Here is a 24,508-nt window from a genome sequence, read left to right on the forward strand (position 1 = left end):
GGACAGCGCCCCGTCGATTGCCCCCGCCATCCGGTTCCCGTATGCTTCTTCCGATAAGGGAACCTCTGGAGCGGGGATCCGTGCCGATTTCCGCTGCCTGGAGGCATTGTGGCCCGTCTCCGTGAATCGCACCACGGAGCCCGGCGCACCCAGAAAACAAAGGGGACTCCATGGCAACGATCCATTATATTACCCAGGTCCAGATCGGCTTCGGCAGCCTGGATACGCTCAACGAAGGCTGTCGGCAACTGGGCCTGAAACACCCGCTGATCACCACGGATCCCGGCATTGCCAGGACCGACATCCTGGCGCAGGTCACCCGGCATCTGGACATCCCCTACGAGATATTCGATCAGACGCCTCCGAACCCCAACGAGCGCGCGGTGCGCGCCGCCGCGAAAATTTACCGCGACCAGCAATGCGACGGGGTCATTGCCATTGGCGGCGGCTCTTCGATCGACCTGGGCAAGGCGGTCACGGTATGCGCCACCCACGAGGGCCCCCTGAAGCACTTCGCCTTCATCGAAGGGGGCGCGACCCACATCACCGCGGCGACGGCCCCGCTGATCGCCATTCCCACCACGGCGGGCACGGGCAGCGAAGTCGGCCGGGGTGCGCTCATCATCCTGGACGACGGGCGCAAAGTCGCCCTCATTTCGCCTCACGTCGTGCCCAAGCTGGCCATCTGCGACCCCACGCTCACCCTGGGCCTTCCCAAGATGCTCACCGCCGCCACAGGCATGGACGCCGTGACGCACTGCATGGAGACCTTCATGTCGGCCGCGTACAACCCACCCGCGGACGGGATCGCGCTCGACGGTTTGCAAAAGGCCTGGGCGAACATAGAACTGGCCACCCAGGAGCCGTCCAACCGGGAGGCGCGGCTGAACATGATGTGCGCGTCGATGGAAGGCGCCATGGCCTTCCAGAAGGGGCTGGGCTGCGTCCACAGCCTGAGCCATTCGCTGGGGGGCATCAATCCGAAGCTGCACCACGGCACGCTCAATGCCATTTTTCTGCCCGCCGTGATCCGCTTCAACGCCCCGTGCGAATCCATGGTTCGAGAAAAGAAATTGCAGCGCATGGCGCGCGCGATGGGCTTGCCGGCCAACGGCGACATCGCCCGCGCTGTCGAGGAGATCAACGACCGCCTGGGCCTTCCGGCAAAGCTGAGCCAACTCGGCGTGGAGCGAAGCTCATTCGAGCACATCATCGAAGGCGCCTTCGCAGACCACAGCCACAAGACCAACCCGCGCGAAGCCACGCGCGACGATTACATCCGCATGCTGGAGGAGTCGCTCTAGCGACTTGCCCGGTGCCCCAAGCGTGGCTGGACAGCGGGATTCGGCGACCGGAGCTCACCCATTGAACAGGAAGTTCATCACGTCGCCGTCCTGCACGACGTAATCCTTGCCCTCGGCGCGCATTTTTCCGGCGTCCTTGGCGCCGTGCTCACCCCCGCAGGCCACGAAGTCCTCGAAGCCTATGGTCTGGGCGCGGATGAAGCCTTTTTCAAAGTCAGTGTGGATGACGCCCGCCGCCTGCGGCGCGGTGGCGCCCACACGCACGGTCCAGGCCCGGACTTCCTTCGGGCCAGCGGTGAAGTAGGTCTGCAGCCCCAGCAATTGGTAGCCCGCACGGATGACGCGGTCCAGGCCGGGTTCGGTCATGCCCATGTCCTCCAGGAAGACCGTCTTGTCCTCATCGTCCAGATCGGCGATCTCGGCTTCGATGGCGGCGCAGACGGCGACCACGGGCGCATGTTCGGCAGCGGCATAATCCTGGACGGCCTTCAGGTGCGGGTTGTCGGTGAAACCATCGTCCTTCACGTTGGCCACGTACAGGACCCGCTTGGCGGTGATGAAACAATAGCCCCTGATAGTGGCTTGCTCGTCCTCGTCAAGCCCCAGGCTGCGCACGGATTTTCCGGCATCCAGGGCCGTCACGATGCGTTCCATCAGGGCCGCGATCCGGATGCCTTCCTTGTCCCCGGACCCCGCGAGCTTGCGGTTTTTCTGCAGCACCTTGTCGGCTGTCGCCAGATCCGCCAGGGCCAGTTCGGTATTGATGACTTCGATGTCGGAGATGGGATCCACGCGGCCCGCCACGTGCACCACATTCTCGTCCTCGAAGCAGCGCACGACGTGGACGATGGCATCCGTCTCGCGAATGTTGGCCAGGAACTGGTTGCCCAGGCCCTCGCCCTTGGAAGCGCCGGCGACGAGGCCCGCGATATCCACGAATTCCACGACGGCCGGGACGATACGCTCCGGCTTCGCGATAGTGGCCAATTTCGCCAGCCGCGCATCGGGAACTTCCACGACGCCGACGTTGGGCTCTATGGTGCAAAACGGATAATTTTCCGCCGCGATGCCTGCCTTGGTCAGGGCGTTGAACAGGGTGGATTTGCCGACGTTGGGCAAGCCAACGATGCCGCATTGCAGTGCCATGAGGATTCCGAATCAGAGAAGAAAAGAGGACGGGGGCGACGGCGCACGCCCGTGGCCGGAGGCCGGATACGACTCCCCGAGAGGCCACCCGCCGCCGCTATTGTACCGTCGGCGCCGTGCGCCTACCCGCCCCCGGAGGGGGCCGCACGGCGGAGCCTCTTGAGCACCCCTCACCCCGGCGCCAGCCCTGAGGCAAAATGCAGGATCACCGCCAGCAACAGCAACGGCCCGCCGTTGAACAGTGCGTGCAGCACCATCGAAGCGCCGACCCCGCGACGGGTCCGCATCCAGCCCAGCACCATGCCGGTCACCCACTGCGGCAGTACCAACAGGGGCAACAGAAACAGCGACATGCGATCGAAACGGAAGTTATACAGATGAACGGCCGCAAACGCCACGGCGCTGCAGTGAAATAACCAGGGATAGAGCCGACGCGCCGCCCTGCGCTGAGGCCAGGAAAGAGTCCAGGCCCGCTGCCACCGATGGCCGGCCGGATACCAGGCCGGCGCCGCCAACAGCAACAGCGCCAGGATAGCCATGGCCGCGGAAGTGGCCCCGGGCCCCTGGACCAGAATGGCGATCATGAGCGGCACGAACCAGATGATCATGGCGGGGCGCCGCAGGACATAACGAAAAGTCAGCTCTTCGATCACCGGAGCCCAGATCAGCGCCGTCAGCCACGGCAAGTTGTAGAGATCCAGGCGATGCTGGGCACCCGTGGCCTGAGCGGCCGACAGGGCCAGCGGCGCAAACACGAAGAGATTCACCAGCCATAGCAGCAGCGCCCAGCCGAGCAATCGCCACCAGGGCACCCCGGGAGAAAAGTCTGCGCGAATACTACGCCCAGCGGCATGGGCGCCCAGGCGCGGACCAAGCCGCGGCCGTTTCAGGAACCGCAGGAAATCGAGGATCTCCTCGCCCATGGTGGGCAGACCGGGCGGGCGCCAAAAGCCAAGCATGGCGGCAAGAGTCCTGTTCGGTCCGTTCATGTCGCGAGCCAGCCCGACGGGACGCTAGGCATGAGCGTTACTCTGGTGCAATCGCTCCGTGGCGCGGTCCAGATCCCCATCCAGCAACTGCGGCAACACCCCGCGGCACCGGTCGATCACATCGTCGATACCGGGCATGTCCTGCTTGCGCGGCGGGTGGAGCACGAAATTGATCACGGGTTGATCCAGTCCCAGGCTGCGCGGGTGACCCGTCCCGATGCGCAGCCGCCAGAATTTCGACGTGCCCAGGACAGCCTGGATATCGCGCAGACCGTTGTGGCCGGCATGGCCGCCGCCGAATTTGAGCTTCACGGCGCCCGGCAGCAGGTCGAGTTCATCGTGCAGCACCAGGATTTCTTCGGGCTGCAGCTTGTAGAACCGCGCCAGCGCACCCACAGCCTGGCCCGACTTGTTCATGAACGTGATCGGTTTGGCCAGGACTACGCCCTGGCCGGCATGGCGGGCACGGGCCACCCAGGCAAAGAAAGGCTTTTCGAGCTGAAAGGCGGCATGCAGATCGTCGGCAAAGTGATCCGCCAGCCAGAAGCCGGCGTTGTGACGGGTCGCCTCGTACTCCGGGCCCGGGTTTCCCAGCCCCACAATGAGACGGATCGGCGTAGTCATCTGGCAGGCAACCTTATCAGTTCGTATTTCGAGCGATGTCCATCATAGGACGAAACCCCCGCCGGCTCACGCCGTGCGGGGGTCCGAAGATCACGACAGCAGCAGGCTTACTCGGCAGCCGGCGCTTCCGGCGCGGCCGGGGCGGCCGGCGTACCGGCGGCGGTATCGTCCTTCACTTCCTTGACATCGGCGGCCTGGGCCATGATGGGGTTGGTATCGCCGCCATGCGGGACGTACTTCACGCCGATCGGCAGCGTGATGTCCGCCAGGTACAGGCGAGCGCTGCCGATCAGGCCGCTCAGGTCCACTTCGATGAACTGCGGCAGGTTGGCCGGCAGGCAGGAGATGTCGAGCTCGGACGGGCCGTGGGTGATCACTTGACCGGCCAGCTTCACGGCCGGACTTTGATCGGCGTTCAGATAGTGCACTGGCACACGCGTGGTCAGGGCCTGGGTGGCATCCACGCGCTGGAAGTCCACGTGCAGGACCAGTTGCTTGTAGGGGTGCCACTGCACAGCACGCACCAGGACCTGTTCGCTCTTGCCGTCCAGGATCATATCCAGAATGGAGGCGTGGAACTCTTCCTTGTTCAGTGCGTGGTAGATCTCGTTGTGATCCAGTTCGATGTTGGCCGGAGCGGACTTGCCACCGTAGACGATGGCAGGGACGCGACCGGCGCGGCGCAGGCGGCGGCTCGCACTCGAACCCTGAACGCCACGCGAAGAAGCGGTGAATTGCATGGAAAACTCCAAATGGCGGGTGCCATGATCGGCCCCCGTGGCTGTGGGCGGCTACGCCACCCGAAAATCTCCCGCCGCGACCAGCGGGAGACGAAAAATCAATCGGCAAACAGAGAACTGACGGATTCCGCCGTGGAAATCCTCTGGATGGTTTCACCCAGCAGCGCCGCGCAGGACAACTGGCGGATCTTGCCGCACTGGCGGGCCGCTTCGGACAGCGGGATCGTGTTGGTGACCACGACCTCGTTCAGGTCGGATTCCACGATGCGCTTGACGGCCTCGCCCGACAGGACCGCGTGCGTGCAATACGCATAGACGGCACCCGCGCCGCGTTCCTTCAGGGCCTTCGCGGCCTTGCACAGCGTACCGGCCGTATCCACCATGTCATCCATGATGATGCAAGTGCGACCGTTGACGTCGCCAATGATGTTCATGACCTCGGACACATTCGCCCGCGGGCGGCGCTTGTCGATGATCGCCAGGTCGGATTCAAGCTGCTTGGCCAGTGCCCGTGCCCGAACCACGCCGCCGATGTCGGGAGACACCACGACCAGGTCCCGGAAGTTGCGGCTCCAGATGTCGCCCAGCAGGATGGGACCGGCGTAGATGTTGTCCACGGGAATGTCGAAGAACCCCTGGATCTGGTCGGCATGCAGGTCCATGGTCAACACCCGGTCCACACCCACGACCTGCAGCATGTTGGCCACAACGCGCGCCGAGATGGCCACGCGCGCCGACCGCGGCCGGCGATCCTGGCGGGCATACCCGAAGTACGGAATGGCGGCCGTGATGTTGCGGGCCGAAGCACGCCGCAGCGCATCGACCATCACCATGATTTCCATCAGGTTGTCATTGGTGGGTGCACAAGTCGGCTGCAGCACGAAGACGTCTTTGCCGCGCACGTTTTCGTTGATCTCGACCATGACTTCGCCGTCGGAAAAACGGCCGACGGTCATCTTGCCCAGCGACATGTCCAGGTGATTCACCACATCGACCGCCAGACGAGGATTGGCCGTGCCGGTGAAAATCATGAATCTGTCTTGTGCCATGGTCTCGAACCAATGTGTCAAATGACAAGGCTGTTGAACTGCTCCCCGAAGGGGCCGACTCAACAGCCTGGATACTGCCTGCTAAGCGCAGAAGTGGCTGGGGAAGAAGGATTCGAACCTTCGCATGCCGGAATCAAAATCCGGTGCCTTAACCAGCTTGGCGATTCCCCAATATTCAGTCCACAATCCAACCGCGCAGCGGATGATCGGCCAAACCCCGGCAAACCCAGGATCCGCCAACCGCGCCACCAGGCAGGCTGGATATTTTACTGATTATTCGATCCTGCTGCAGCCGCGCATCGGCCAGATTTTCGAAGGGAGCAAAGAGGCATCCGCCCGAACCTGTCATGCGAACTTCCAGTCCCGCTTCGCGCATGACCTGCGCTACCCGCGAAACCGCCGGATGTCGTCGAAAGACGATGGCTTCAAGGTCGTTGCGGCCAAATAGGCCTGATCGCCCTTTCTGCCAATCAGTAAAGACAGCGATTTTTACCGATTCAGAATTTCTTGTCAAATCAGGATCTGCAAAAATCTCCCGCGTGGACACCTGGGCCCGAGGCTGGACGATCCAATACGCACAGTCCGGTAGCGTGACGGCGGTCAGCTCCTCACCGATGCCCTGGGCGAAGGCCGGCTGCCCGAACACAAATATCGGGACGTCAGCACCGAGGGTGACCGCCAGCCGGCCCAGTTCCGCGCGCCGCAGTCCAGTTCCCCACAGGCGATTGAGAGCCACCAGGGTGGAAGCCGCGTCACTGGAGCCGCCCCCCAGGCCGCCACCCGCCGGAATGCGCTTTTCGTAGCGGATGCGGACCCCGTACCGGGCGCCCGTCGCGACCCGCAGTGCCCGTGCTGCCCGCACGACCAGGTCATCGTCCGGCGAAAGCCCGGCCAGACCATCGCCCTCACGCACGACACGGCCGTCCGGAGTGCGCTCAAAGTGCAGGAGATCGCACAAATCGACGAAGCGAAAAACGGTCTGGAGCAGATGGTAGCCGTCCGCCCGCCGCCCGACCACATGGAGAAAGAGATTGAGCTTGGCCGGGGCCGGCACGTCGTGAAGGGACTGCACCCCTCAACCCCGGTCGACGATGAGCTGCAGCCGCCATTGCCCCTGATCGTCGCGCCGCTGCAAGCGAATCCGCCGGGGCCCCTGGTCATCATAGTCGGACAGCTCCACCTGCCAGCCATCCTGTTCCATCGCCACCAGACGGCCCTGCCCGTCGCGCCGGGCGTCTTGTACCGGCCGCCCCGATACAGGCCGTCCCCGGATCCAGGCACGCAGTCCGGAAACCGGCATGGCATGCCCCCAGATGAGCGCCAGCAGCGCGTCCGGATCGGCGGCCGCCTCATGGCTGCCGTCGGCGCGTTCCAGCACTGACTGCCCGGACTCCACCTGGATCCGGGCCAGTACACTGCCCAGCGGCGTGGTGAGATCCAGACGCAGCGCGCGGCCGTCATCACGCCACGAAAATCCGCCTTGGGCGGCGTAGGGCGCCTCGGCGACCGGCTGCAGATTCACGGCGAAGCGCCCTACCCGTTCAAAAGCCGCCCCCTCGCCAGCGATGCGGCCCGGCGTGGCACAGGCGGCCAGGAGCCCTATCAGCGCCAGGGCCAGCCATGCGCGCACGAGCCGGACGCTGAATGGCCCCTTCATGGCAGATGGACCCCGAGGCGCTTGAGAGTGGACCGCAGCGCTTCGTTCCCGGGATCGCTTTTCAGTCCTTCGGACCAGACGGCCCGGGCTTCTTCATGGCGCTTGAGCATCCAGAGCGCCTCGCCCAGGTGTGCCGCCACATCGGGCGCCTGCAACTGTTCGTAGGAACGGCGCAGGTATTCCAGCGCCCCCTGGTAGTCCTTGGTGCGGAACAGGTACCAGCCGACACTGTCAAGCACATAGGCGTTGTCCGGCTCCAGCTCCAGGGCTCGCTCCAGCAAATCGCGCGCCTCGGGCAGGCGCCGGTTCTGTTCGACCAGCGTGTAGCCCAGCGAGTTGTAGGCGTTGGCATTGTCCGGATCGAGCTCGATGACACGCCGCATGAGCCGCTCAAATTCGGCCGCCTTGCCTTGCTGGTGCAGCAGCATCCCCAGGTCGTATTTGATTTCGGGAGTATCAGGCATCGCCAGGTCGGCGGCTTTCAGGATCTCGGCGGCCTGATCCGTGCGCCCGGCATCGCGATAAATCGATGCCAGCGTGAGCTGGACCACCACCCGCTCGTGCCGATCCGTCGGCTTGATCGCATCCAGCGTGGCGCGGGCACGCGCCAGATCCCCCATCTTCCCGTAGAGCACCGCTTCGTGGGTGCGTGCCTGGAAACGCAACGAAGGCTCATCGATCAGCCGCAACTGGCGGATGGCCTCCTGGTAGTCGTGCTGACGTTCGGCAATCTGCACCAGCAGCAGACGGGCATCCGAGGTATCGGCCTGCGCATTGGTGGCGCCTTCAGCCAGGGCCTTGCGGCGAGACTGTTGCACCGTCAGGTATTCGGCCAGCAGAGTCTTGGCCGCGTCATACCGGCCCGCCCGCGTATTGACCTCGGCTTCGGTGTAGAGAAGATCAAAGTCCTCCGGCGTGCGCTGAAGCATCTTGCCCAGCAGCGAAAGCGCATCATCGTACGAACCCATCCCGGTGAGGCGACTCACCAGCAAAAGCTGAAGCGCCCGTTCATTGGGGTGTTTGTCCAGAAAGGCGTAGGTGTCGCGCAGTGCGCGCTGCGGGGCCACCCGCAAGCCGTATTCCAGCACGCGCTGGGCCGCATCCGTCGAATCGGGGTCCAGTTTCTGCGCCTTCCGGGCCTCATCCACGGCACGGCGCGCCTCGCCGGCCGCCCAGGCCGCATCGGACAGCGCCAGGTGAGCCAGCGGAGCGTCCTGCACGCCGGCCAACGCACGGTCCAGCACTTCCAGCCCCAGCCGCTTGTCCGTCATCTTGCCGACAATGCCGGCCGCCTGCACGATGGCCTCATCCCGGTCCGATGCCGACTGGATGCGGCGCGCCAGCGTCCGCGCCAGTCCCTCGGTCTGGCCGCTGGAGGCCGACAGCGCAAGCGACGCAGCAACCGCCTCCGGGTCCTTGGGCGCGAGCAATGCCCATTCGCGGGCCGCCCGCAGGGCCAGGTTCAAATTATGGGCCGACATCGCCATCTGGAAGGCGCGCCGCGCCAGGCGGGGATCCAGCGTGTCATGCGCCAGCGAGAGCAGTTCCTGCGACGCATCGTCGAACTGGTCATTCTGCGCGGCGAGTTCGGCGACGAGGATGCGATACAGCAGATCGGGAGAGAGATTGACGGCCGGCGGCTCGCCGCTACGCAAATGAATCGTTTCGACCGGGTCGGCCGGTACCGCCGATGGCGGCGCAGCCCATGCCGTCTCGTGTGCGGCGGCCAGCGCCAGCACAACGGGAAACACAGAAGCGGGGAATCTCATTTGCGGTAACCATGAGCCGGTACGCGGATCATCATCGCGTCTGGTGGCAAAATTGCGTCATACGAAAGTGGATGTTATCACCCCGCCATGCCCGAACTGCCCGAAGTTGAAACAACTCGTCGTGGAATCGCCACGGTCATGCCGGGGCGCGTCCTGCGTGCGCTCATCGTCCATGAATCCAGACTGCGCTGGCCGATTCCACCCACCCTGCCGGAGCAAGTCCGGAACCGCCAGGTCGTCGCTTGTGAACGGCGCGGAAAATACTTGCTGATCCGGTTTGTGCACGGCACGATCATCCTGCATCTGGGTATGTCGGGATCGTTGCGGCGCGTCCCCCAGGAAGCCCCACTGCGCAAGCATGATCACGTCGAATTCCTGTTCGACGATGCGCGTTTTTTGTTACACGATCCCCGGCGCTTTGGCGCCCTTCTGTGGCATCCATCGGACGCCGGCCCCCTGTTGGCGCATCCACTGCTGGCCAGCCTCGGACTGGAGCCATTCGATCCGGCCTTCACCCCCGAAGCGCTCCACGCCGGCATTCACGCGCATCGCCAGACGATCAAGCAAGTGCTGCTGGGCGGCCATGTCGTCGTGGGTGTCGGGAACATCTACGCCTCGGAATCGCTGTACCAGGCGGAAATCGACCCCCGCACGCGCGCGGATCGCCTGTCCCGTCCCCGCTGCGCGCGGCTGCACGCCGCCATCCGGAGAACTCTCACTCAGGCGCTGGAATCCGGCGGCAGCACCCTGCGCGACTACGTAGACGCCCAGGGCACACCGGGCGCCTATTTCACGCTGCACGCGGCGGTGTACGAACGCGAGGGGCAGCCCTGCCCGCGCTGCGCGACGCTGGTCCGGCGCATTGTGCAGGGGCAGCGGGCGACCTACTTCTGCCCTCACTGCCAGACTCGCTGAATCCGCTCCCGGCCCGCTCGCGGCGCGGCCGCTCGGGGCCGCCGCCTATGCCACAATAGGAGCCCGACGATTCCGCAGCCCCGCCACACGATGACACCACCGGCCACCGCGTCCTCGCCCGAACCCGCCCACCCCGAGCTCCCTCCGTCACGCGACCACGCGCGCGCGGCCCTGTTTCTGGTGCTCGTGGGCATTTGCGCGGCCCTGCACATCTGGAAGCTTCCACCCGCCCTCCCGCAATTGCAGGCGGACTTCCACCTGGGACTGGTGGCCTCGGGGTTCCTGCTGTCGGTCGTCCAGATGGGCGGCATGCTGCTGGGCCTGCCTGTCGGCCTGCTGGCTGAACGCGTGGGCCTGCGCCGCTGCATCATCCTTGGCCTGGGCATCCTGTCGATTGCGTCGGCCCTGGGCGCCGTCTTCGATTCCGGCCTCATGGTGCTGCTGGGCCGCGCCGTCGAAGGCGTGGGCTTCCTGATGGTCGTGATGCCCATTCCCGCGCTGATCCGCCGTCTGGTCCCTCCCCGGCGCCTGAGCCGCGTCATGGGCCTGTGGGGCTGCTACATGCCGGTTGGCACAGTCGTCATCCTGCTGGCGGGCTCGTGGATTCTGGATTTTGGCCACTGGCAGGTTCTGTGGTTTTTGCTGTCGGCCCTGACGGCACTCTGCCTGATCCTGGTTCTTCGCCTCGTTCCGGCCGACCAAGTCACCGCACCTCCGGGAGGCTCTGTCTCCGCGTTCGCCCTGGCGGCGACAACGCTGAAATCGCTGAACGCCTGGCTGGTGGCGTTGACCTTCGGCATGTATTCAGGGCAATGGATCGCCATCATCGGCTTCCTGCCCATCATTTACGCCGCCGAAGGGGTCTCGGGCACGACGGCCGGCCTGCTGACTGCCATCGTCGCCGGATCCAACGCCATCGGCAACCTGCTGGCGGGGCGGCTGCTGCATAGCGGGGCAGCCGCCTGGCAATTGCTGGTGCTCGGTCTGGCGACCATGATCGTCTGCGCCTGGGGAGCCTTCGGCGCCGGCCTGCCGGCCGCAGGCCAGTTCGTGGCCGTGCTGCTGTTTTCGCTGGTGGGCGGCCTGGTGCCGGCGACGCTGTTCGTGCTGGCCCTCACGCTGGCACCCACCCCGCAGACCGCATCCGCCACTGTGGGCTGGATGCAGCAATGCTCGTCGCTGGGGCAGTTCTCAGGCCCGCCGCTGGTGGCCTGGGTGGTGCACACGGCGGGGAACGACTGGCAGTGGACCTGGGTCGCCACCAGCACGCTGTCAGCCCTGGGGATCCTGCTCGCGCTGGCGATTCGCGCCCGCACCCGGCCCCCCGCCCCAGCGGCCTGACGATTCCGGGCGCGCGCCCTGCGGAGCGCTCCGCCGATTCACGGCAAGGCGTCCGCGACAGGCAACGGCTCTACTGCAGCACCTTCCCGGGATTCATGATGCCCTGGGGGTCCAGTACTGCTTTGATCCTGTGCATCAGGGCCATTTCGACGGGGTCCTTGTAGCGCGGCAGGGCATCCCGCTTCAATTGACCGACGCCATGCTCGGCGCTGATCGACCCGCCGACCCTGTGAACCCGGTCGTGCACCAGCGCGTACACATCGTCCTGGCGTGACAGGAGCTGGCCTTCGGCCCAGTCTGCGCCGCGCGCTACGTTGTAGTGCAGGTTGCCATCGCCCAGGTGTCCGAAGATCACATGGCGAATCCCCGGGAACGCAGCCTGGAGCGCCGCATTGGTGCCCTCTACGAATTCGGCCATGCGGGAGACCGGGATCGAGACATCGTGCTTGATGCTCTTGCCGATTTCCTTTTCGGCCAACGGGATGCTCTCGCGCAAGTGCCACAGGGCATGGCTCTGCGCCACCGATTCGGCAATCACGGCGTCCTGCACGCAGCCATTCTCGATGGCCTCGCCGACCACGACCTCGAAGCGTTCGCGCGCATGGGTCTCGGATTCGCTGTCGGACAGCTCCAGCAGCGTGAACCACGGCAATTGGGCCGATGGACCCTCGAAGGGAAAACGCTGCTGCGGGAAGCAGCGCACCACGTCGCGCAGGCAGTCGCCGGCCATGAGTTCAAAACCGGTGAGCGAGGCTCCCAACCCGGCGCGCGCGCGCCCCAGCATCTGGATGGCCGCCTCGATGGATTCCAGCGCCAGCAAGGCCGTGCACCGCGCCACCGGCAATGGAAAGAGCTTCAGTGTGGCCGCGGTGATCACCCCCAGCGTTCCCTCGCTGCCGATGAACAGGTCGCGAAGATCGTATCCGGTATTGTCCTTGCGCAAGCCCCGCAGGCCATGCCAGACGTCGCCCTGCGCGGTGACGACCTCGAGCCCCAATGCGAGCTCGCGCATGTTGCCATAGCGCAGCACCTGAGTGCCGCCCGCGTTGGTGGCCAGGTTACCCCCTATCGTGCAGCTGCCTTCGGCCGCCAGGCTGAGCGGAAACAGGCGGCCGGCTTCACGGGCGGCCTGTTGCACCGACTGCAGGACGCAGCCCGCCTCGACTTCCATGGTGTCATTGTCCGTGTCGATGCCCCGAATGCGGTTGAGCCGCTGCAGGGACAGGATGATGGCCGAGCCCGATGCGTCCGGCGTGGCGCCGCCGCACAACCCCGTGTTGCCGCCCTGGGGGATCAGCGGGATGCCGTGATCCGCGCAGAAACGCACAGCCTGGGCGACCTGGCCCGTATCAGCAGGCCGCACGACAGCGAGGGCCTGGCCGCGGTACCGTTCGCGCCAGTCCACCATAAAGGGCTGCGCGTCGGCGCCCGTGAGGACATGCGGTGCTCCCAGCATCGCGCGCAAAGCTTCCAGAGTTTCCATGGTCAGGGCCTTCTGCATCCGGTCAACGAATCGATCCCCGATTGTAATCGGCGATAATGAAACCCAACTCTGGAGACTGCCTTGACCGATCAAACTTCCCTGCCCGCCGCCGTCTTCAAGGCCTACGACATTCGCGGAACCGTCCCCGCCCAGTTGAATGAGCGCTTTGCCTATCGCCTTGGGCTGGCGCTGGCCGCGCAATCGCGCCAGGAAGGCGTCCGCGGCATGGTGGTGGGACATGACGGCCGGATCAGCAGTCCGGCGCTCTCTGATGCGTTGCAGGCGGGCTTGCAGACGGGCGGCCTCAATACCGTGGACCTGGGGCTCGTCCACACGCCGCTGGTCTACTTTGCGACGCACCTGGACGGCAGCGGATCCGGCGTGGCAATCACCGGCAGCCATAATCCGCCGGAGTACAACGGCTTCAAACTCATGATCGCCGGCCGCACGCTGCACGGCGATGACATCCAGGCATTGCGCACGGCCATGGCCGACATCGAGGCGCCAAAAGGCATCGCGCCGGGCCAGGGCAACAGCCAGGATCTGGTCGACACCTACATCCGCCACATCACCGACCACATCCGCCTGGCGCGTCCGCTGAAGATTGCCATCGATTGCGGCAACGGCGTGGGCGCTGTGGTCGCGGGCCGACTGTTCCGCGCGCTGGGCTGCACGGTGGATGAACTTTACGCCACGGTGGACGGCACGTTTCCCAATCACCATCCCGATCCCGCCGATCCGGCCAACCTGCAGGATCTGATCGCCCATCTCCGGCACACCGACTGCGAACTCGGCCTGGCCTTCGACGGAGACGCCGACCGGCTGGGCGTGGTCACCCGCAATGGCCAGATCATCTGGCCGGATCGCCAGCTCATCCTGTTTGCACGCGACATTCTGCAACGGGTTCCGGGCGCCCCTATCATTTTCGATGTGAAATGCAGCCGCCACCTGGTGCAGGCCATCCGCGACGCCGGCGGCGTACCGACCATGTCGCAGACCGGGCACTCGCTCATCAAGGCCAAGCTGGCCGAAACGGGCGCGCCGCTGGCCGGCGAAATGAGCGGCCACATTTTCTTCAACGAACGGTGGTATGGCTTCGACGACGGTCTGTACGCCGGGGCGCGCCTGTTGGAGATCCTGTCGCGCAGTACCGATCCCGGCGCATTGCTGGAGAGCCTGCCGCAAGGCCAATCGACGCCCGAGCTGAAGCTCGCCATGGCCGAGGGCGAACCTCACCGCTTCATCGCCCGGCTGCAGGCCGAAGGGAAATTCCCCGGCGCAACCGAGCGCATCACGATCGATGGAATCCGCGCGGAATACCCTCACGGTTTCGGGCTGGCGCGCGCCTCGAACACCACCCCCGTCGTCGTGCTGCGCTTCGAGGGCGATACCCCCGAGGCGCTGAAACAGATCCAGGATGAATTCCGCGACGCGATCCGCGCGCTATTGCCCGGCCACGCGCTGCCCTTCTGAGGCGGTCAGTTCCGCATACAGGTCCAGGTGAGCGCGGACGATCCCCGCCAGGCCGAAGTCCCGCTCGGCCAGCGCACGTCCCGCCGCACCCATGCGTTCCCGCAACGACGAATCCCCGGCGAGCCGAAGGACGGCCTCTGCCAATGCCCGTGCATCGCGCGCGGGAACCAGCAGGCCGCTCATCCCCGGTTCCACGGCATCCCGGCACCCCGGCACATCGGTGGTGACCACCGGACGCCCACAGGCGGCCGCCTCAATCAGGGACTTGGGCAGACCCTCGCGATAGGACGGAAGCGCCACAATATGCGATTGGGCATACAGGACGGCGACGTCCGTGCATTCGCCGACGTATTCCAGCAATCCCGCGGACTCCCAGCCCCGTACCAGCGCAAGATCGATTGACGCAGGGTTGCCCGGGTCCGGGCTGCCCGCGAGACGCCAGCGCAGCGCGGCACCTTGTTCGCGCGCCAGGCGCGCGGCAGCGGCGAACTCCTCGACGCCTTTGTCCCGCAGCAGGCGCGATGCCATGCAGACCGTGACGGGCTCCTCAGGCCACGGCTGCGGGGTGAACCGGTCCAGATCCACCCCCGAGCCGCGCAGCATCACCGCCTGTTCAGGTCGCACGGCCCCGGCGGCCACCAGCACGTCCCGATCGGCAGTGTTCTGGAAAATCACGCGGCTGTTGCGGCCCGCCAACGCGCATCGATAGAGCACGAGCGCCAGCCGCCGCAACAGGCCCCCGCTTCCCGAAGGCTGCAGGAACACATAGCCCAGTCCCGAGATCGCCGCGATGAACGCCGGGACCCGGGCCAACCGGCAGGCAATTCCGCCATACAGGACGGGCTTGATGGTGACGGCATGCACCAGGTCGGGGCGAAGCGCCCGCAGCAAGCGCCAGAACGCCCACAGGGTCTTTGCCTCCGCCCAGGGGTTCATCCCGCTGCGCGACATCCGCACGACGTGGTGCGCAAGGCCATGGGAGCGGATTTCAGAAACCGAAGGCCCGTCCATGGTCGCGACATGCACGTCGTAACCGGCATCGCGCGCGGCGAGCGCCAGCGGCAGCCGGTGCGACAGGAAGAAGGCCGGGTTGTTGACCAGGAACAGCAGGCGGGAGGCCGCCGGAACGGCGTCGCCGGACCCTGCAGGCCGGGTGGCGCGAGGCTCGCCGGCCCGTGCCGCGGCGGACGCGCGGCCTGCACCCGGTCGTCGCGCGGGATAATCGGCTGCCAGTCGCCGCCAGACAGTCTCATAGCGGTCCACCATGGCCTGAAGGCTATAGCGTTGCGCCACGGAAGCGCGAGCCGCCTCGGAAAACGACCTCCATTGCGGACCCTGCACCGCCGCGATGGCCTGTTCGATGGCCTCGGCCAGCGCGGCCGCATCCTGGGCGGGCGCCACCCATCCATGTTCGCCCACGATATCGGCGGCATCGCCCACGTCGGTGACGGCACACGCGACCCCCGAGGCCATGGCCTCGGACACCACATTGGGAAAGCCTTCGGCCTTGCTGGAGAGTACGTGCACGTCCAGCGCGCGCATCAGGGACGGCACATCGTCACGGCGCCCGAGAAAGATCAGATGATCCAACAGTCCATAGTGCCGGGCCAGATCGATGAGCGCCGCATTGTCGCGCGACATGCCCAGGCCGACCAGCACACACCGCAAGGCCGGATGACGGCGAACCACCAGCCCCATCGCCGCCAGCAGATTGGCGTGATCCTTTTGCGGGTTCCAGCGCGCCACGCTGCCCAGCAGCACGGTGCCATCCGAGACGCCCCACTGGCTACGCCAGCGGGCGCGGTCCTCCGCGTCCGGGTGCCAGACTGACAGATCGTAGCCGTTGGGCACCACCAGCATGCGATCGGCACGGTAGCCCCACTCCTGGTGCACCTGGGCGGCACGGCGTGCACACGCCACGATGACTCCCGGCAACCAGCCCGACACGCGCGCGCAGACCCATGCGGCGGCGCGGGAGGAGCGGCTGGTTTCGGCCAGACCCACCCCCGAATTGCGAATCCCCCAGGCCACCGCCCGGACGCCCGCGAGGCGGGCCACCAGCCCCCCCAGCAAATCGGCGTGGTACATCCATGTCTGCACCGCATCCGGCCGTCGCTCGCGCAGGATCCGGAACAATCGCCACAATCCGCGCAGCGCGCCCCAGACCCCCTGCATCTCCAGGGTCAGCACCTCGACGCCTTCCTCGCGCAACACCGGCCCTATGACGCCCTCGCCGCCCATCGAGATGACGGTATGCCGCATGGAAGTTCCGGGCGCCGTCACCAGTCTGCGCAGTACCGTCTCCGCGCCGCCATGCAGCAGACCCGAGATGATGTGGACGACGTGCAGCGGCGCGGCGACGCCGGAAGTGCCTTGTTGGAAATCTGGCTCGGGAAGATCGCCTTCTGTGCGGTCTGCCATCATGATGTCCTTTGCGTTCATTCGATGTCGGTGTCGCCTGCGGCGGCGGATATTGTCGGGGGGGGATCGCTCTCCCAGGCGGCATCCCAGTCCCGCAGAACGGCGGTCAGTCCATACCGGCTGCGCACGGAGGCCGCCGCGGACAGCCCGCTCGCAAGCCGCTGCGCCGGCGTTGACCGCATGAGCGCGGCCAGCGCGTCGGCCATGGCCGAGGAGTCGTCCAGGGGGACCAGCGTCGCATCCTGGCCGTTGCGCGTCAACTCCGCCGGACCAGAGGGGCAGTCGGTACTGACGCACGGCAATCCCAGTGCCATGGCTTCGAGGAGCGCGTTGGGGAAGCCTTCCACCCGGGAGCTGAGCACGAACCCGTGCGCGGCGCGGAGGTTCTCCCACGGAGTGCGGCTGAAGCCCGGCAAATGGATGCGATCCTCCAATTCCAGATCGCGGACCCGCCGCTGGTACGGCTCGCGCTGGGGGCCATCGCCCCATATCCATAGATCCCAGTCGGGGAACTGACTGGCAAGCCCGGCAAAGATCTCGATCAAGCGGTCGAACTGCTTGGCGGGATCGAACCGGCCCAGCGCGGCCAGCACGAAACGCCCGGCCGAAGCCTCGGCGTCGCGCACGGGCGGCAAGCCGTCCGGCAGGGGATTGGGAATGACCGCGATGCGCCGCACGCCCGGCGCGACCTGGCGAAGATGCGGCACGCTTTGCCGGGTCTGCACGACCACACAATGCGCCAGGGGATAAGTCAGGCGCCGCAACCCGCGCAAGGAACGTTCCAGCAGAAGCGCGCCCTGAGCCGGATCCGTGCGCTCGGACACGACCACCCGCAAGCCCAGTCCATAGAGCGCCAGCAGCGCTGTGACATTGACATTGGTGAGAAACGACAACACCCGGTCCGGATGCAACTCACGCGCCAGCGCGCGCAAAGCCAGCAGCTTGCTCGCCGGCCGCAACCAGGCGGGACCCCGGATACGGTCCGCCAGCCAGAGCAGCCGGACGCCCGGATCGAGCTGCTGATCACAGCCCCCGTGACCCGTGTAGCAGCTCACGAGGATGACTTCGTCCCCGCGACGCGCCCAGGCACTGGCCAGCGTCGCCGCCACGCGTTCGGCGCCGCCTCCATGCATGGAACTGACGAGAAACAGTATCCGCATGTCAATTTACCCGATTGCCGCAAAAAACCTGGCCCCACAGCGCCATGATACGTGCGGTACTGAAACGATCCCGCACGTCCACCGCCCGGTCCGCATAGCGCATGCGCAGGGCCGGATCCGCCATCAGTTCGGACAGGCGGGCGGCCAGTGCGTCAGGATCCTGGACGGGTTGCACCAGTACGCCGTCGATGCCATCACGAATGATTTCGCGCGGCCCGGTCTCGCAGTCGAAAGCCACGCAGGGCAAACCGCTGGCCATCGCCTCCAGCAGCGTATTGGAGAGCCCCTCGGCCACCGAACTCAGGACGTACAGGTCCGAGGCCTGGTACCACGCCCCCACGTTCCCGACGCGCCCGGGCAGGCTGACACGTTCCTGCAACCCCAACTCGTCGCGCAAGGCCTCGAGCGCCAGGCGCTCGCCTCCCTCGCCCAGGATGGTCAGATCCCAGTCCGGAAAGATCGCGGCCAGCATTGCAAAGGCGCGCAGCAGGCACGCAAAGCCCTTGACGGCATGCAGGCGGCCCACGGCCAGCAGGCGCAGCCGCCCGGTGGTCCGGGCGACCGGCACGGCAGGCTCGCCCGCTTCAAGCGGCCAATGGACAGCATTGGGAATGACCTGCGCCTGCACGCCGGGTACGTGGCTGTCCAGCCACCGCGCGGTGCCATGCGTCAATGCGACCACCGCGTCGGCGCGTGGATAAGCCCAGCGCCGCAGGCGTTGCCAAGAGGGTGGAAGAGCCTGAATCGGCGGATGGGTATGTTCGGTGGCTACCACGCGGCACCGTCCCCTCGCGGCAGCCACGGCCAGGATGGAACCTCGGGTCATCATCCCAAGTACCACGGTCGGCCGGTGCCGGCGCACCAGCCGGCGCACCGCCAGAATGCGCCGCAGATTGCTCCACAATGCCCGCACGCCGCCACCGGTATCCGCGGCAAGGCGCAGCGCATACCGGGTGACGCCCTGGGGCAGGCGATAGGCGTCTTCGGACGCGTCCATCAGCGTCACCACGGACACCCCGGAGCCGCGCTCCAGCCAGTAACCGGCCATATCCACGGCCACTCTTTCGGCCCCGCCACCTTGCAAGGAATGAATCACGATCATCAGATGCGACCGCTCCCGGATACTGTCCACCTGTATCTACTCCGTCCGGCGTGCTGTATCAGGAAGCCCCTTCAGGGCCAGCCCCAGATAACACACGTACGACATGGCATACATGATACTGGTAGCCAGCATGATGCCGGCGACACCCATCCGCGGTGCGAGCACCGTGTTCATCCATGCCTTGATGAGAAAATTCACGACTGCGATCGTGGCCATCCAGCCATAGCGGTTCTGGCTGGCCAGCAACTGCACGAGGATCAGCACCCCGAAGTAAAACGGAATCTGCAACAGCCCCCAGCGCAGGACCTCGGCCACGAGCACCGTATCCTGTGCGGTGAAGGCGCCCCGTTCGAACAGCACCGACACGCCCCAGGGGGCCAGCCACCAGCCCAGTCCCACCACCACAGCACCGATCAGCAGCATGGCGGCTGACCATTTCAGCGCCATCCCGCGGGCGTGAGCCGCGTCGCCACGCGCCTGCACGTCAGAGAGCACCGGCAGCGCCGCTCGCCCCACCGATGCCGCGCCCAGTCCGATCAGCAGCGACAGCAGCCGCGCCGCATAGCCCAGCGTAGCGTTGGCGTTCTGTCCGAGCCGAGCGGCAGTGTACTGATCGATGGGCCCCACGAAACTCATGGCGAGCTGCCCGAGCAGCATGATGCTCGCTGCAGCCGTCAGGCTGGTCCATTGCGGCGCACGGCGGTGCAAACGGACCCGGACCGGCACGGCATCCGCGCGCCTCGCCAGCCATTCCACGAGCAAGGACTGCAGCGCATACCCGAGCAGCGTGCCCCACAGCAGCGGCAGCACGCCCGCCCCGGGCGAGGCCAGCAGGACCCACAGCATGATCATCAGGGCAGGCACACTGTCGAGCAGCGTATTGATGTGGCGCTCATGCGCGCGCAGTCGGGCCGCGCTGAGGCCGGTCCAGATCGTGAACAGCGCCGCGGGGGCAAAAGCCAGGATCAGTTCCAGGCTCATGCCGCGCACGGCCGGAGAAAGGCCGGACCCGGCCACGCGCAACACGACGGGCCACCCGAGGGCCAGCAGCAGCGCAATCAGGGCGCCCAGCAGCCAGGACCAGCCCTGCAGCTCGCCTACGAACCGCCCGTGCATCCTCCGATTGCCGTGGCGGCTGCGCACCAGCACCGGGATCAGAACCACCGAGCAAGCACCCACCAGGGTCAGCGGCAGCCAGTTCGCCAGCGTCAGCGTGAACTGATAGGCATCGACCACGTCGCTGACGCCGTAGCGGTAGGCGACCGCCATCTCCTTGAACGCACCGACCGCCTTGCCCATGAGCAGGAAGAACGCGACGCGGGCAGCCCCCTGCGCAATCCGCAGATGATCAGCCGGCAGGCTGCCGTACCAGCGCTTCAGGGGCGCAAACACGCGGCACTCCCGATCATGACGGTGATCGCGCCCTGCCTGTCAGCGCAGAAACTGCGTGTACCACGGCATGGCGACTTCCAGCCCGTGCAGGATGTCAAAGAGTGGATCGTAGCCCAGCAGCCGCCGAGCCTTCGAAACATCGGCCTGCGAGTGGCGCACATCGCCCGCACGGTAGTCGCCGTAGCGCGGTTCGCGCGCGTAGCTGACGCCGTTGCGCCCAAGGACATCACGCAAATGGCCGAACAACTCGTTCAGGGTGGTGCGGGCATTGAACGCCACGTTGTAAACCTGGTTCAGGCCCTCCGGGCCCGCCTGGGAGGCCAGCAGATTGGCCTGGACCACGTTTTCGATGAAGGTGAAGTCCCGGCTGGTTTCACCGTCGCCGTTGATGACGACTTCCTGGTCGCGGATCATCGACGAGACCCACTTCGGAATCACCGCCGCATAGGCGCCATCCGGGTCCTGGCGCCTGCCAAAGACGTTGAAGTACCGCAACCCGATCGCCTTGAACCCGTAGGCGCGCGCGAACACATCGGCGTAAAGCTCATTGACGTATTTGGTGATCGCGTAGGGAGACAGCGGCTTGCCGATCTGGTCCTCGATCTTGGGCAGGCCCGGATGATCGCCATAGGTCGAACTGGAGGCCGCATAGACGAAGGATTGCACCTGCGCATCGCGCGCAGCCACCAGCATATTGAGCTGCCCCCCGACGTTCACCGCATTGGTGGTGATCGGGTCCTTCAGCGAACGCGGCACCGAGCCCAGCGCGGCCTCATGCAGCACGTGCTGCACGCCCTCCATCGCCTGGCGGCAGGTATCCAGATCGCGGATGTCGCCTTCGATGAACCGAAAGCGCACCCACTGCGTCGGAGTGACGAGCGACCGGACCTCGTCCAGATTGTGCTGATAGCCGGTCGAAAAGTTGTCCAACCCCACCACCGTCTGGTCGAGCGAAAGCAGGGTTTCCAGGAGGTTCGAGCCGATGAAGCCGGCACACCCGGTCACCAGCCAGGTGCGCGGCTTGGCCTGCAATTCAGCACGGACCGCCTCATAACGTGTCGTCATGCCCGCCTCACAGACGCAGATCAGACTCGCCACGGGCGAGAATGTACTTGAGGTCATAGAGCACATGCTGGGGTTTGCCCAGCGCGCGCAGGGCAGCGGCGCCCATCTCGGCAAACTGGTGGTGTGCAACGGCAACGATGACACCGTCGTACGAGCCGGCCTCCGGTTTGGCGATCGGCGTGATGCCGTACTCGTGCCTGGCCTCCGCGGGATCCACCCACGGATCGTAGACGTCGACCTTGATGTTGTACTCGCGCAGCTCGCGCACGATGTCGACCACCCGTGTATTGCGCAGGTCCGGACAGTTTTCCTTGAAGGTCAGGCCCATCACCAGCACGTGCGAATCCTGGACCTGGATGCGACGCTTGGTCATTGCCTTGACGAGCTGCGCCACCACGTAGGTGCCCATGGAATCGTTCAGGCGGCGCCCCGCCAGGATGACCTCCGGGTGGTAGCCGATGGCCTGCGCCTTGTGGGTCAGATAATAGGGGTCGACGCCAATGCAGTGCCCGCCCACCAGCCCGGGGCGAAACGGCAGGAAGTTCCACTTGGTGCCAGCGGCTTCGAGCACGTCCAGCGTGTCGATGCCGATGCGGTTGAAGATGAGTGCGAGTTCGTTGATGAGCGCAATGTTCACATCGCGCTGGGTGTTCTCGATGACCTTCGCGGCCTCGGCCACCTTGATCGACGAGGCCTTGTGGGTTCCGGCCTTGATGATCTGGCGATAAAGCGCATCCACGAGATCGGCCACTTCCGGCGTCGAGCCGGAGGTGACCTTGCGAATCGTCGATACCCGGTGCTGTTTGTCGCCCGGGTTGATGCGCTCGGGACTGTAGCCCGCGTAGAAATCCACGTTGAACTTCAGCCCCGACACGCGTTCGAGCACCGGGACACAGACCTCCTCGGTTGCGCCGGGGTAGACCGTGGATTCATAGATGACGGTATCACCGCGCTTGAGGATGCGGCCGATGAGTTCGCTGGCGCGCTCCAGCGGTGTGAGGTCTGGCTGCTTGTATTCGTCGATGGGGGTCGGCACGGTCACGATGAAGACATTGGCCGAGGCGAGCTCCGCCGGATCGCTGGAAAACCGCAGATGGCTGGCCTCGCCCAGCTCCTGACCGCTGACCTCCAGCGTGTGATCTCTTCCCGCGCGCAACTCGTCGATGCGCCGCGCGTTGATGTCGAAACCAAGAACGGATCGTTGCTTGCCAAACTCCACCGCCAGCGGCAGGCCCACATAACCCAGGCCCACAACGGCCAGTTTGACGTCCTGAATGTTCAAGTTGATTCTCCCCGGCTCATGTGCCGTGTTGTGCAGAATAATGTTGATGATCCCACTCTAATGGTGCCGGCCGCCTCGGCCCAGCGACGGCAGCAACAGCCAGCGTGGCCGGCGCCATTTGACCAGGCGGATATACAGCCAGATGTACACCGCCGCAAAGCAAAGCATGCTGACGCACAAAGCCCAGGCGTTGTCCCACCAGATCGTCGCGGGTACCAGTCCGATCAGGGCCAGCACCCAGAGATAAGGCGATGTCATGGCATTGCAGAGCGCGGGCAGCGCGTGACGCCGATCCCGGCTGAAGGTCACACGCACCAGGCGGCGAAAAACCAGTTGATGCAAGTGCAGGGCATCCGGCTGATCGACAGGGACGCCACGCTTGAACTTGCGCCGCCAGATTGAAAACAGCGTCTCGAACACCGGATAGAACAACACGGCCAACGCATAGAAAGGCGAGACGCCGGGATTGCGCACGACAAGCTGCACGGCGAGTTCGGCCAACATGAAGCCAAGGAAGTACGCTCCGCCGTCCCCAAGAAAGACACGGCCAAAAGGAAAATTCCAGACCAGAAAGCCCAGCGCGGCCGAGGCCAGGGCCGTCGAAATCAGAAAAATGGGAGTGTCCTGGACCTGCAATGCCACCAGCGCCAGCGACACCGCCATCAGGGTCGCAATCATGCCGGCCAGCCCGTTCATGCCGTCGATGATGTTCAGCGCGTGGGTGCAACCACCGACCGCCACGATCGTGAAGACCAGGGAAATGATGGGCCAGTTCGACAAAAGCCCGTCCGCCCATGGAAGGCCCACCCGGGACACGCCGCCCAGGAGCCACCACGCGATGCCGGCGGAGATGAACGCGGCCAGCAGACGCTTGCCCGCGCCCACGTCCTTGGTGATATCTTCGAGAAGGCCCGCCACGAAGACCGGCAGCGCCGCGACGAACAGCGCCGGCCACAGCCAGGTCAGCGTCATATTGTGCGGCCCCAGCACCAGCAGCCCCGCCAGACTGCCCGCCACCACCGCCAGGCCGCCCACCCGGGGCGCAGGCTTTTTGTGCATGGCCTGGGGTTTGTGCATATCCGTATCATCCGTGAACCGGCCATGCCAGCGTTCCGACGCTACGATCAGCCCCCCTACCGTGAAGGCCACAATGCCGATGATGGGCCAGCCGAGGGAAGCAGACAGGTTGGAGGGGTTCAAGTCAGTCACGAAAAGCGAGGATAAACCCTATTATCGGTCGATTTGTGACACATGCGCGCCTATGGGGAGGCCCAAATGCAACAAAAAGCCGCCCCGCGTACGGCAATGGCGGTGAATCAGGCCAAAAAAAAGCCCAAGATCCGAAGATCCTGGGCTAAATCCACCAAAGGAGGAGGGTGGAGGAGACAACCGGGGCATGTCGCGGCTACTAGGACCTGGGTCCGAGCCGCCCGTGACTTTGGCTAGGGTTTTCCCGCTGCAATCACGTCTCGACATCCAATAAGCAAATTATATAGAAGGCTTTCACCGCCGATCAAGTTCAAATTGTTGTCAATAGATATCGGCCTTAGTTTCGTTGCACCAGGGCAACAACAAAGGGAAAACGTTATGATTCCT

Annotated in this window: 20 protein-coding genes, 1 tRNA gene and 1 pseudogene; 4 read left to right on the forward strand and 18 right to left on the reverse strand. The window is 65.4% G+C overall.

Going from position 1 to position 24,508, the window contains the following annotated elements; translation table 11 throughout:
* The first annotated feature begins 170 nt into the window (after positions 1-170).
* Positions 171-1,304 carry an iron-containing alcohol dehydrogenase gene (locus ACVCMJ_RS08210; protein WP_447080938.1) on the forward strand — a complete coding sequence of 378 codons (1,134 nt, stop codon included), beginning with the start codon at positions 171-173 and terminating at the stop codon, positions 1,302-1,304.
* A gap of 54 nt (positions 1,305-1,358) precedes the next feature.
* Here the strand turns inward: ACVCMJ_RS08210 and ychF are convergent, their stop codons facing one another.
* The 9 genes from ychF to ACVCMJ_RS08255 form a co-directional block, all read right to left on the reverse strand.
* Positions 1,359-2,450 (reverse strand): redox-regulated ATPase YchF, encoded by a 1,092-nt coding sequence (ychF, locus tag ACVCMJ_RS08215; protein WP_447080939.1) that lies wholly within the window; start codon positions 2,448-2,450, stop codon positions 1,359-1,361.
* Positions 2,451-2,620: 170 nt separating this feature from the next.
* Positions 2,621-3,409: a CPBP family glutamic-type intramembrane protease gene (locus ACVCMJ_RS08220; protein ID WP_447080940.1), complete on the reverse strand. Its 789-nt coding sequence runs from the start codon at positions 3,407-3,409 to the stop codon at positions 2,621-2,623.
* A gap of 54 nt (positions 3,410-3,463) precedes the next feature.
* Complete coding sequence (pth, locus tag ACVCMJ_RS08225) at positions 3,464-4,063, reverse strand: aminoacyl-tRNA hydrolase (RefSeq protein ID WP_447080941.1); 600 nt, start codon at positions 4,061-4,063, stop codon at positions 3,464-3,466.
* 107 nt (positions 4,064-4,170) lie between these two features.
* Positions 4,171-4,803 carry a 50S ribosomal protein L25/general stress protein Ctc gene (locus ACVCMJ_RS08230; protein WP_447080942.1) on the reverse strand — a complete coding sequence of 211 codons (633 nt, stop codon included), beginning with the start codon at positions 4,801-4,803 and terminating at the stop codon, positions 4,171-4,173.
* A gap of 98 nt (positions 4,804-4,901) precedes the next feature.
* Entirely contained in the window at positions 4,902-5,852 is a 951-nt protein-coding gene (locus tag ACVCMJ_RS08235; protein ID WP_447080943.1) for a ribose-phosphate pyrophosphokinase, read from the reverse strand.
* 94 nt (positions 5,853-5,946) lie between these two features.
* Positions 5,947-6,023 (reverse strand) — tRNA-Gln (locus ACVCMJ_RS08240).
* Between the two features lie 4 nt (positions 6,024-6,027).
* Positions 6,028-6,906 carry a 4-(cytidine 5'-diphospho)-2-C-methyl-D-erythritol kinase gene (gene ispE, locus ACVCMJ_RS08245; protein WP_447080944.1) on the reverse strand — a complete coding sequence of 293 codons (879 nt, stop codon included), beginning with the start codon at positions 6,904-6,906 and terminating at the stop codon, positions 6,028-6,030.
* Between the two features lie 21 nt (positions 6,907-6,927).
* Complete coding sequence (locus ACVCMJ_RS08250; protein ID WP_447080945.1) at positions 6,928-7,509, reverse strand: outer membrane lipoprotein LolB; 582 nt, start codon at positions 7,507-7,509, stop codon at positions 6,928-6,930.
* On the reverse strand, positions 7,506-9,278 hold the full coding sequence (locus tag ACVCMJ_RS08255; protein WP_447080946.1) for a tetratricopeptide repeat protein: 1,773 nt from the start codon (positions 9,276-9,278) through the stop codon (positions 7,506-7,508). Before ACVCMJ_RS08255 ends, ACVCMJ_RS08250 begins: the two co-directional genes overlap by 4 nt.
* Before the next feature lie 87 nt (positions 9,279-9,365).
* On the opposite strand from ACVCMJ_RS08255, the gene mutM reads away from it, so the two are divergent.
* A complete protein-coding gene (gene mutM / locus ACVCMJ_RS08260) occupies positions 9,366-10,193 on the forward strand; it encodes a bifunctional DNA-formamidopyrimidine glycosylase/DNA-(apurinic or apyrimidinic site) lyase (protein WP_447080947.1) in 828 nt (275 codons plus the stop codon).
* A 90-nt stretch (positions 10,194-10,283) separates the two neighbouring features.
* Positions 10,284-11,534 (forward strand): MFS transporter, encoded by a 1,251-nt coding sequence (locus tag ACVCMJ_RS08265; protein WP_447080948.1) that lies wholly within the window; start codon positions 10,284-10,286, stop codon positions 11,532-11,534.
* A 70-nt stretch (positions 11,535-11,604) separates the two neighbouring features.
* Here the strand turns inward: ACVCMJ_RS08265 and ACVCMJ_RS08270 are convergent, their stop codons facing one another.
* Entirely contained in the window at positions 11,605-13,017 is a 1,413-nt protein-coding gene (locus ACVCMJ_RS08270) for an FAD-binding oxidoreductase (RefSeq protein WP_447080949.1), read from the reverse strand.
* A gap of 81 nt (positions 13,018-13,098) precedes the next feature.
* On the opposite strand from ACVCMJ_RS08270, the gene ACVCMJ_RS08275 reads away from it, so the two are divergent.
* Entirely contained in the window at positions 13,099-14,490 is a 1,392-nt protein-coding gene (locus ACVCMJ_RS08275; RefSeq protein WP_447080950.1) for a phosphomannomutase/phosphoglucomutase, read from the forward strand.
* Here ACVCMJ_RS08275 and ACVCMJ_RS08280 read toward each other — a convergent pair.
* The 8 genes and pseudogenes from ACVCMJ_RS08280 to ACVCMJ_RS08315 form a co-directional block, all read right to left on the reverse strand.
* Positions 14,461-15,600, reverse strand: coding sequence for a glycosyltransferase family 4 protein (locus ACVCMJ_RS08280; protein ID WP_447082705.1), 1,140 nt, complete (start codon positions 15,598-15,600; stop codon positions 14,461-14,463). The two genes, ACVCMJ_RS08275 and ACVCMJ_RS08280, sit on opposite strands and share 30 nt — an antisense overlap.
* Before the next feature lie 291 nt (positions 15,601-15,891).
* A pseudogene (locus ACVCMJ_RS08285) lies at positions 15,892-16,932 on the reverse strand (glycosyltransferase); the annotation flags it as partial.
* Positions 16,929-18,071, reverse strand: coding sequence for a glycosyltransferase family 4 protein (locus tag ACVCMJ_RS08290; RefSeq protein ID WP_447080951.1), 1,143 nt, complete (start codon positions 18,069-18,071; stop codon positions 16,929-16,931). The gene ACVCMJ_RS08290 and the pseudogene ACVCMJ_RS08285, both read right to left, overlap by 4 nt.
* A 1-nt stretch (position 18,072) precedes the next feature.
* Positions 18,073-19,173: a glycosyltransferase family 4 protein gene (locus tag ACVCMJ_RS08295; protein WP_447082706.1), complete on the reverse strand. Its 1,101-nt coding sequence runs from the start codon at positions 19,171-19,173 to the stop codon at positions 18,073-18,075.
* Positions 19,174-19,209: 36 nt separating this feature from the next.
* Positions 19,210-20,565, reverse strand: coding sequence for a murein biosynthesis integral membrane protein MurJ (gene murJ / locus ACVCMJ_RS08300; protein ID WP_447080952.1), 1,356 nt, complete (start codon positions 20,563-20,565; stop codon positions 19,210-19,212).
* Positions 20,566-20,604: 39 nt separating this feature from the next.
* Positions 20,605-21,630 carry an NAD-dependent epimerase/dehydratase family protein gene (locus tag ACVCMJ_RS08305; RefSeq protein ID WP_447080953.1) on the reverse strand — a complete coding sequence of 342 codons (1,026 nt, stop codon included), beginning with the start codon at positions 21,628-21,630 and terminating at the stop codon, positions 20,605-20,607.
* A gap of 7 nt (positions 21,631-21,637) precedes the next feature.
* Positions 21,638-22,912, reverse strand: a complete 1,275-nt coding sequence (gene tviB, locus ACVCMJ_RS08310) for a Vi polysaccharide biosynthesis UDP-N-acetylglucosamine C-6 dehydrogenase TviB (protein WP_447080954.1) — start codon at positions 22,910-22,912, stop codon at positions 21,638-21,640.
* Positions 22,913-22,969: 57 nt separating this feature from the next.
* The gene (locus ACVCMJ_RS08315) at positions 22,970-24,112 is read right to left on the reverse strand and encodes an MraY family glycosyltransferase (protein WP_447082707.1); all 1,143 of its coding nucleotides are present in this window, start codon (positions 24,110-24,112) and stop codon (positions 22,970-22,972) included.
* Positions 24,113-24,508: the final 396 nt, after the last annotated feature.

Source organism: Castellaniella sp. UC4447_H14 (assembly GCF_052978285.1).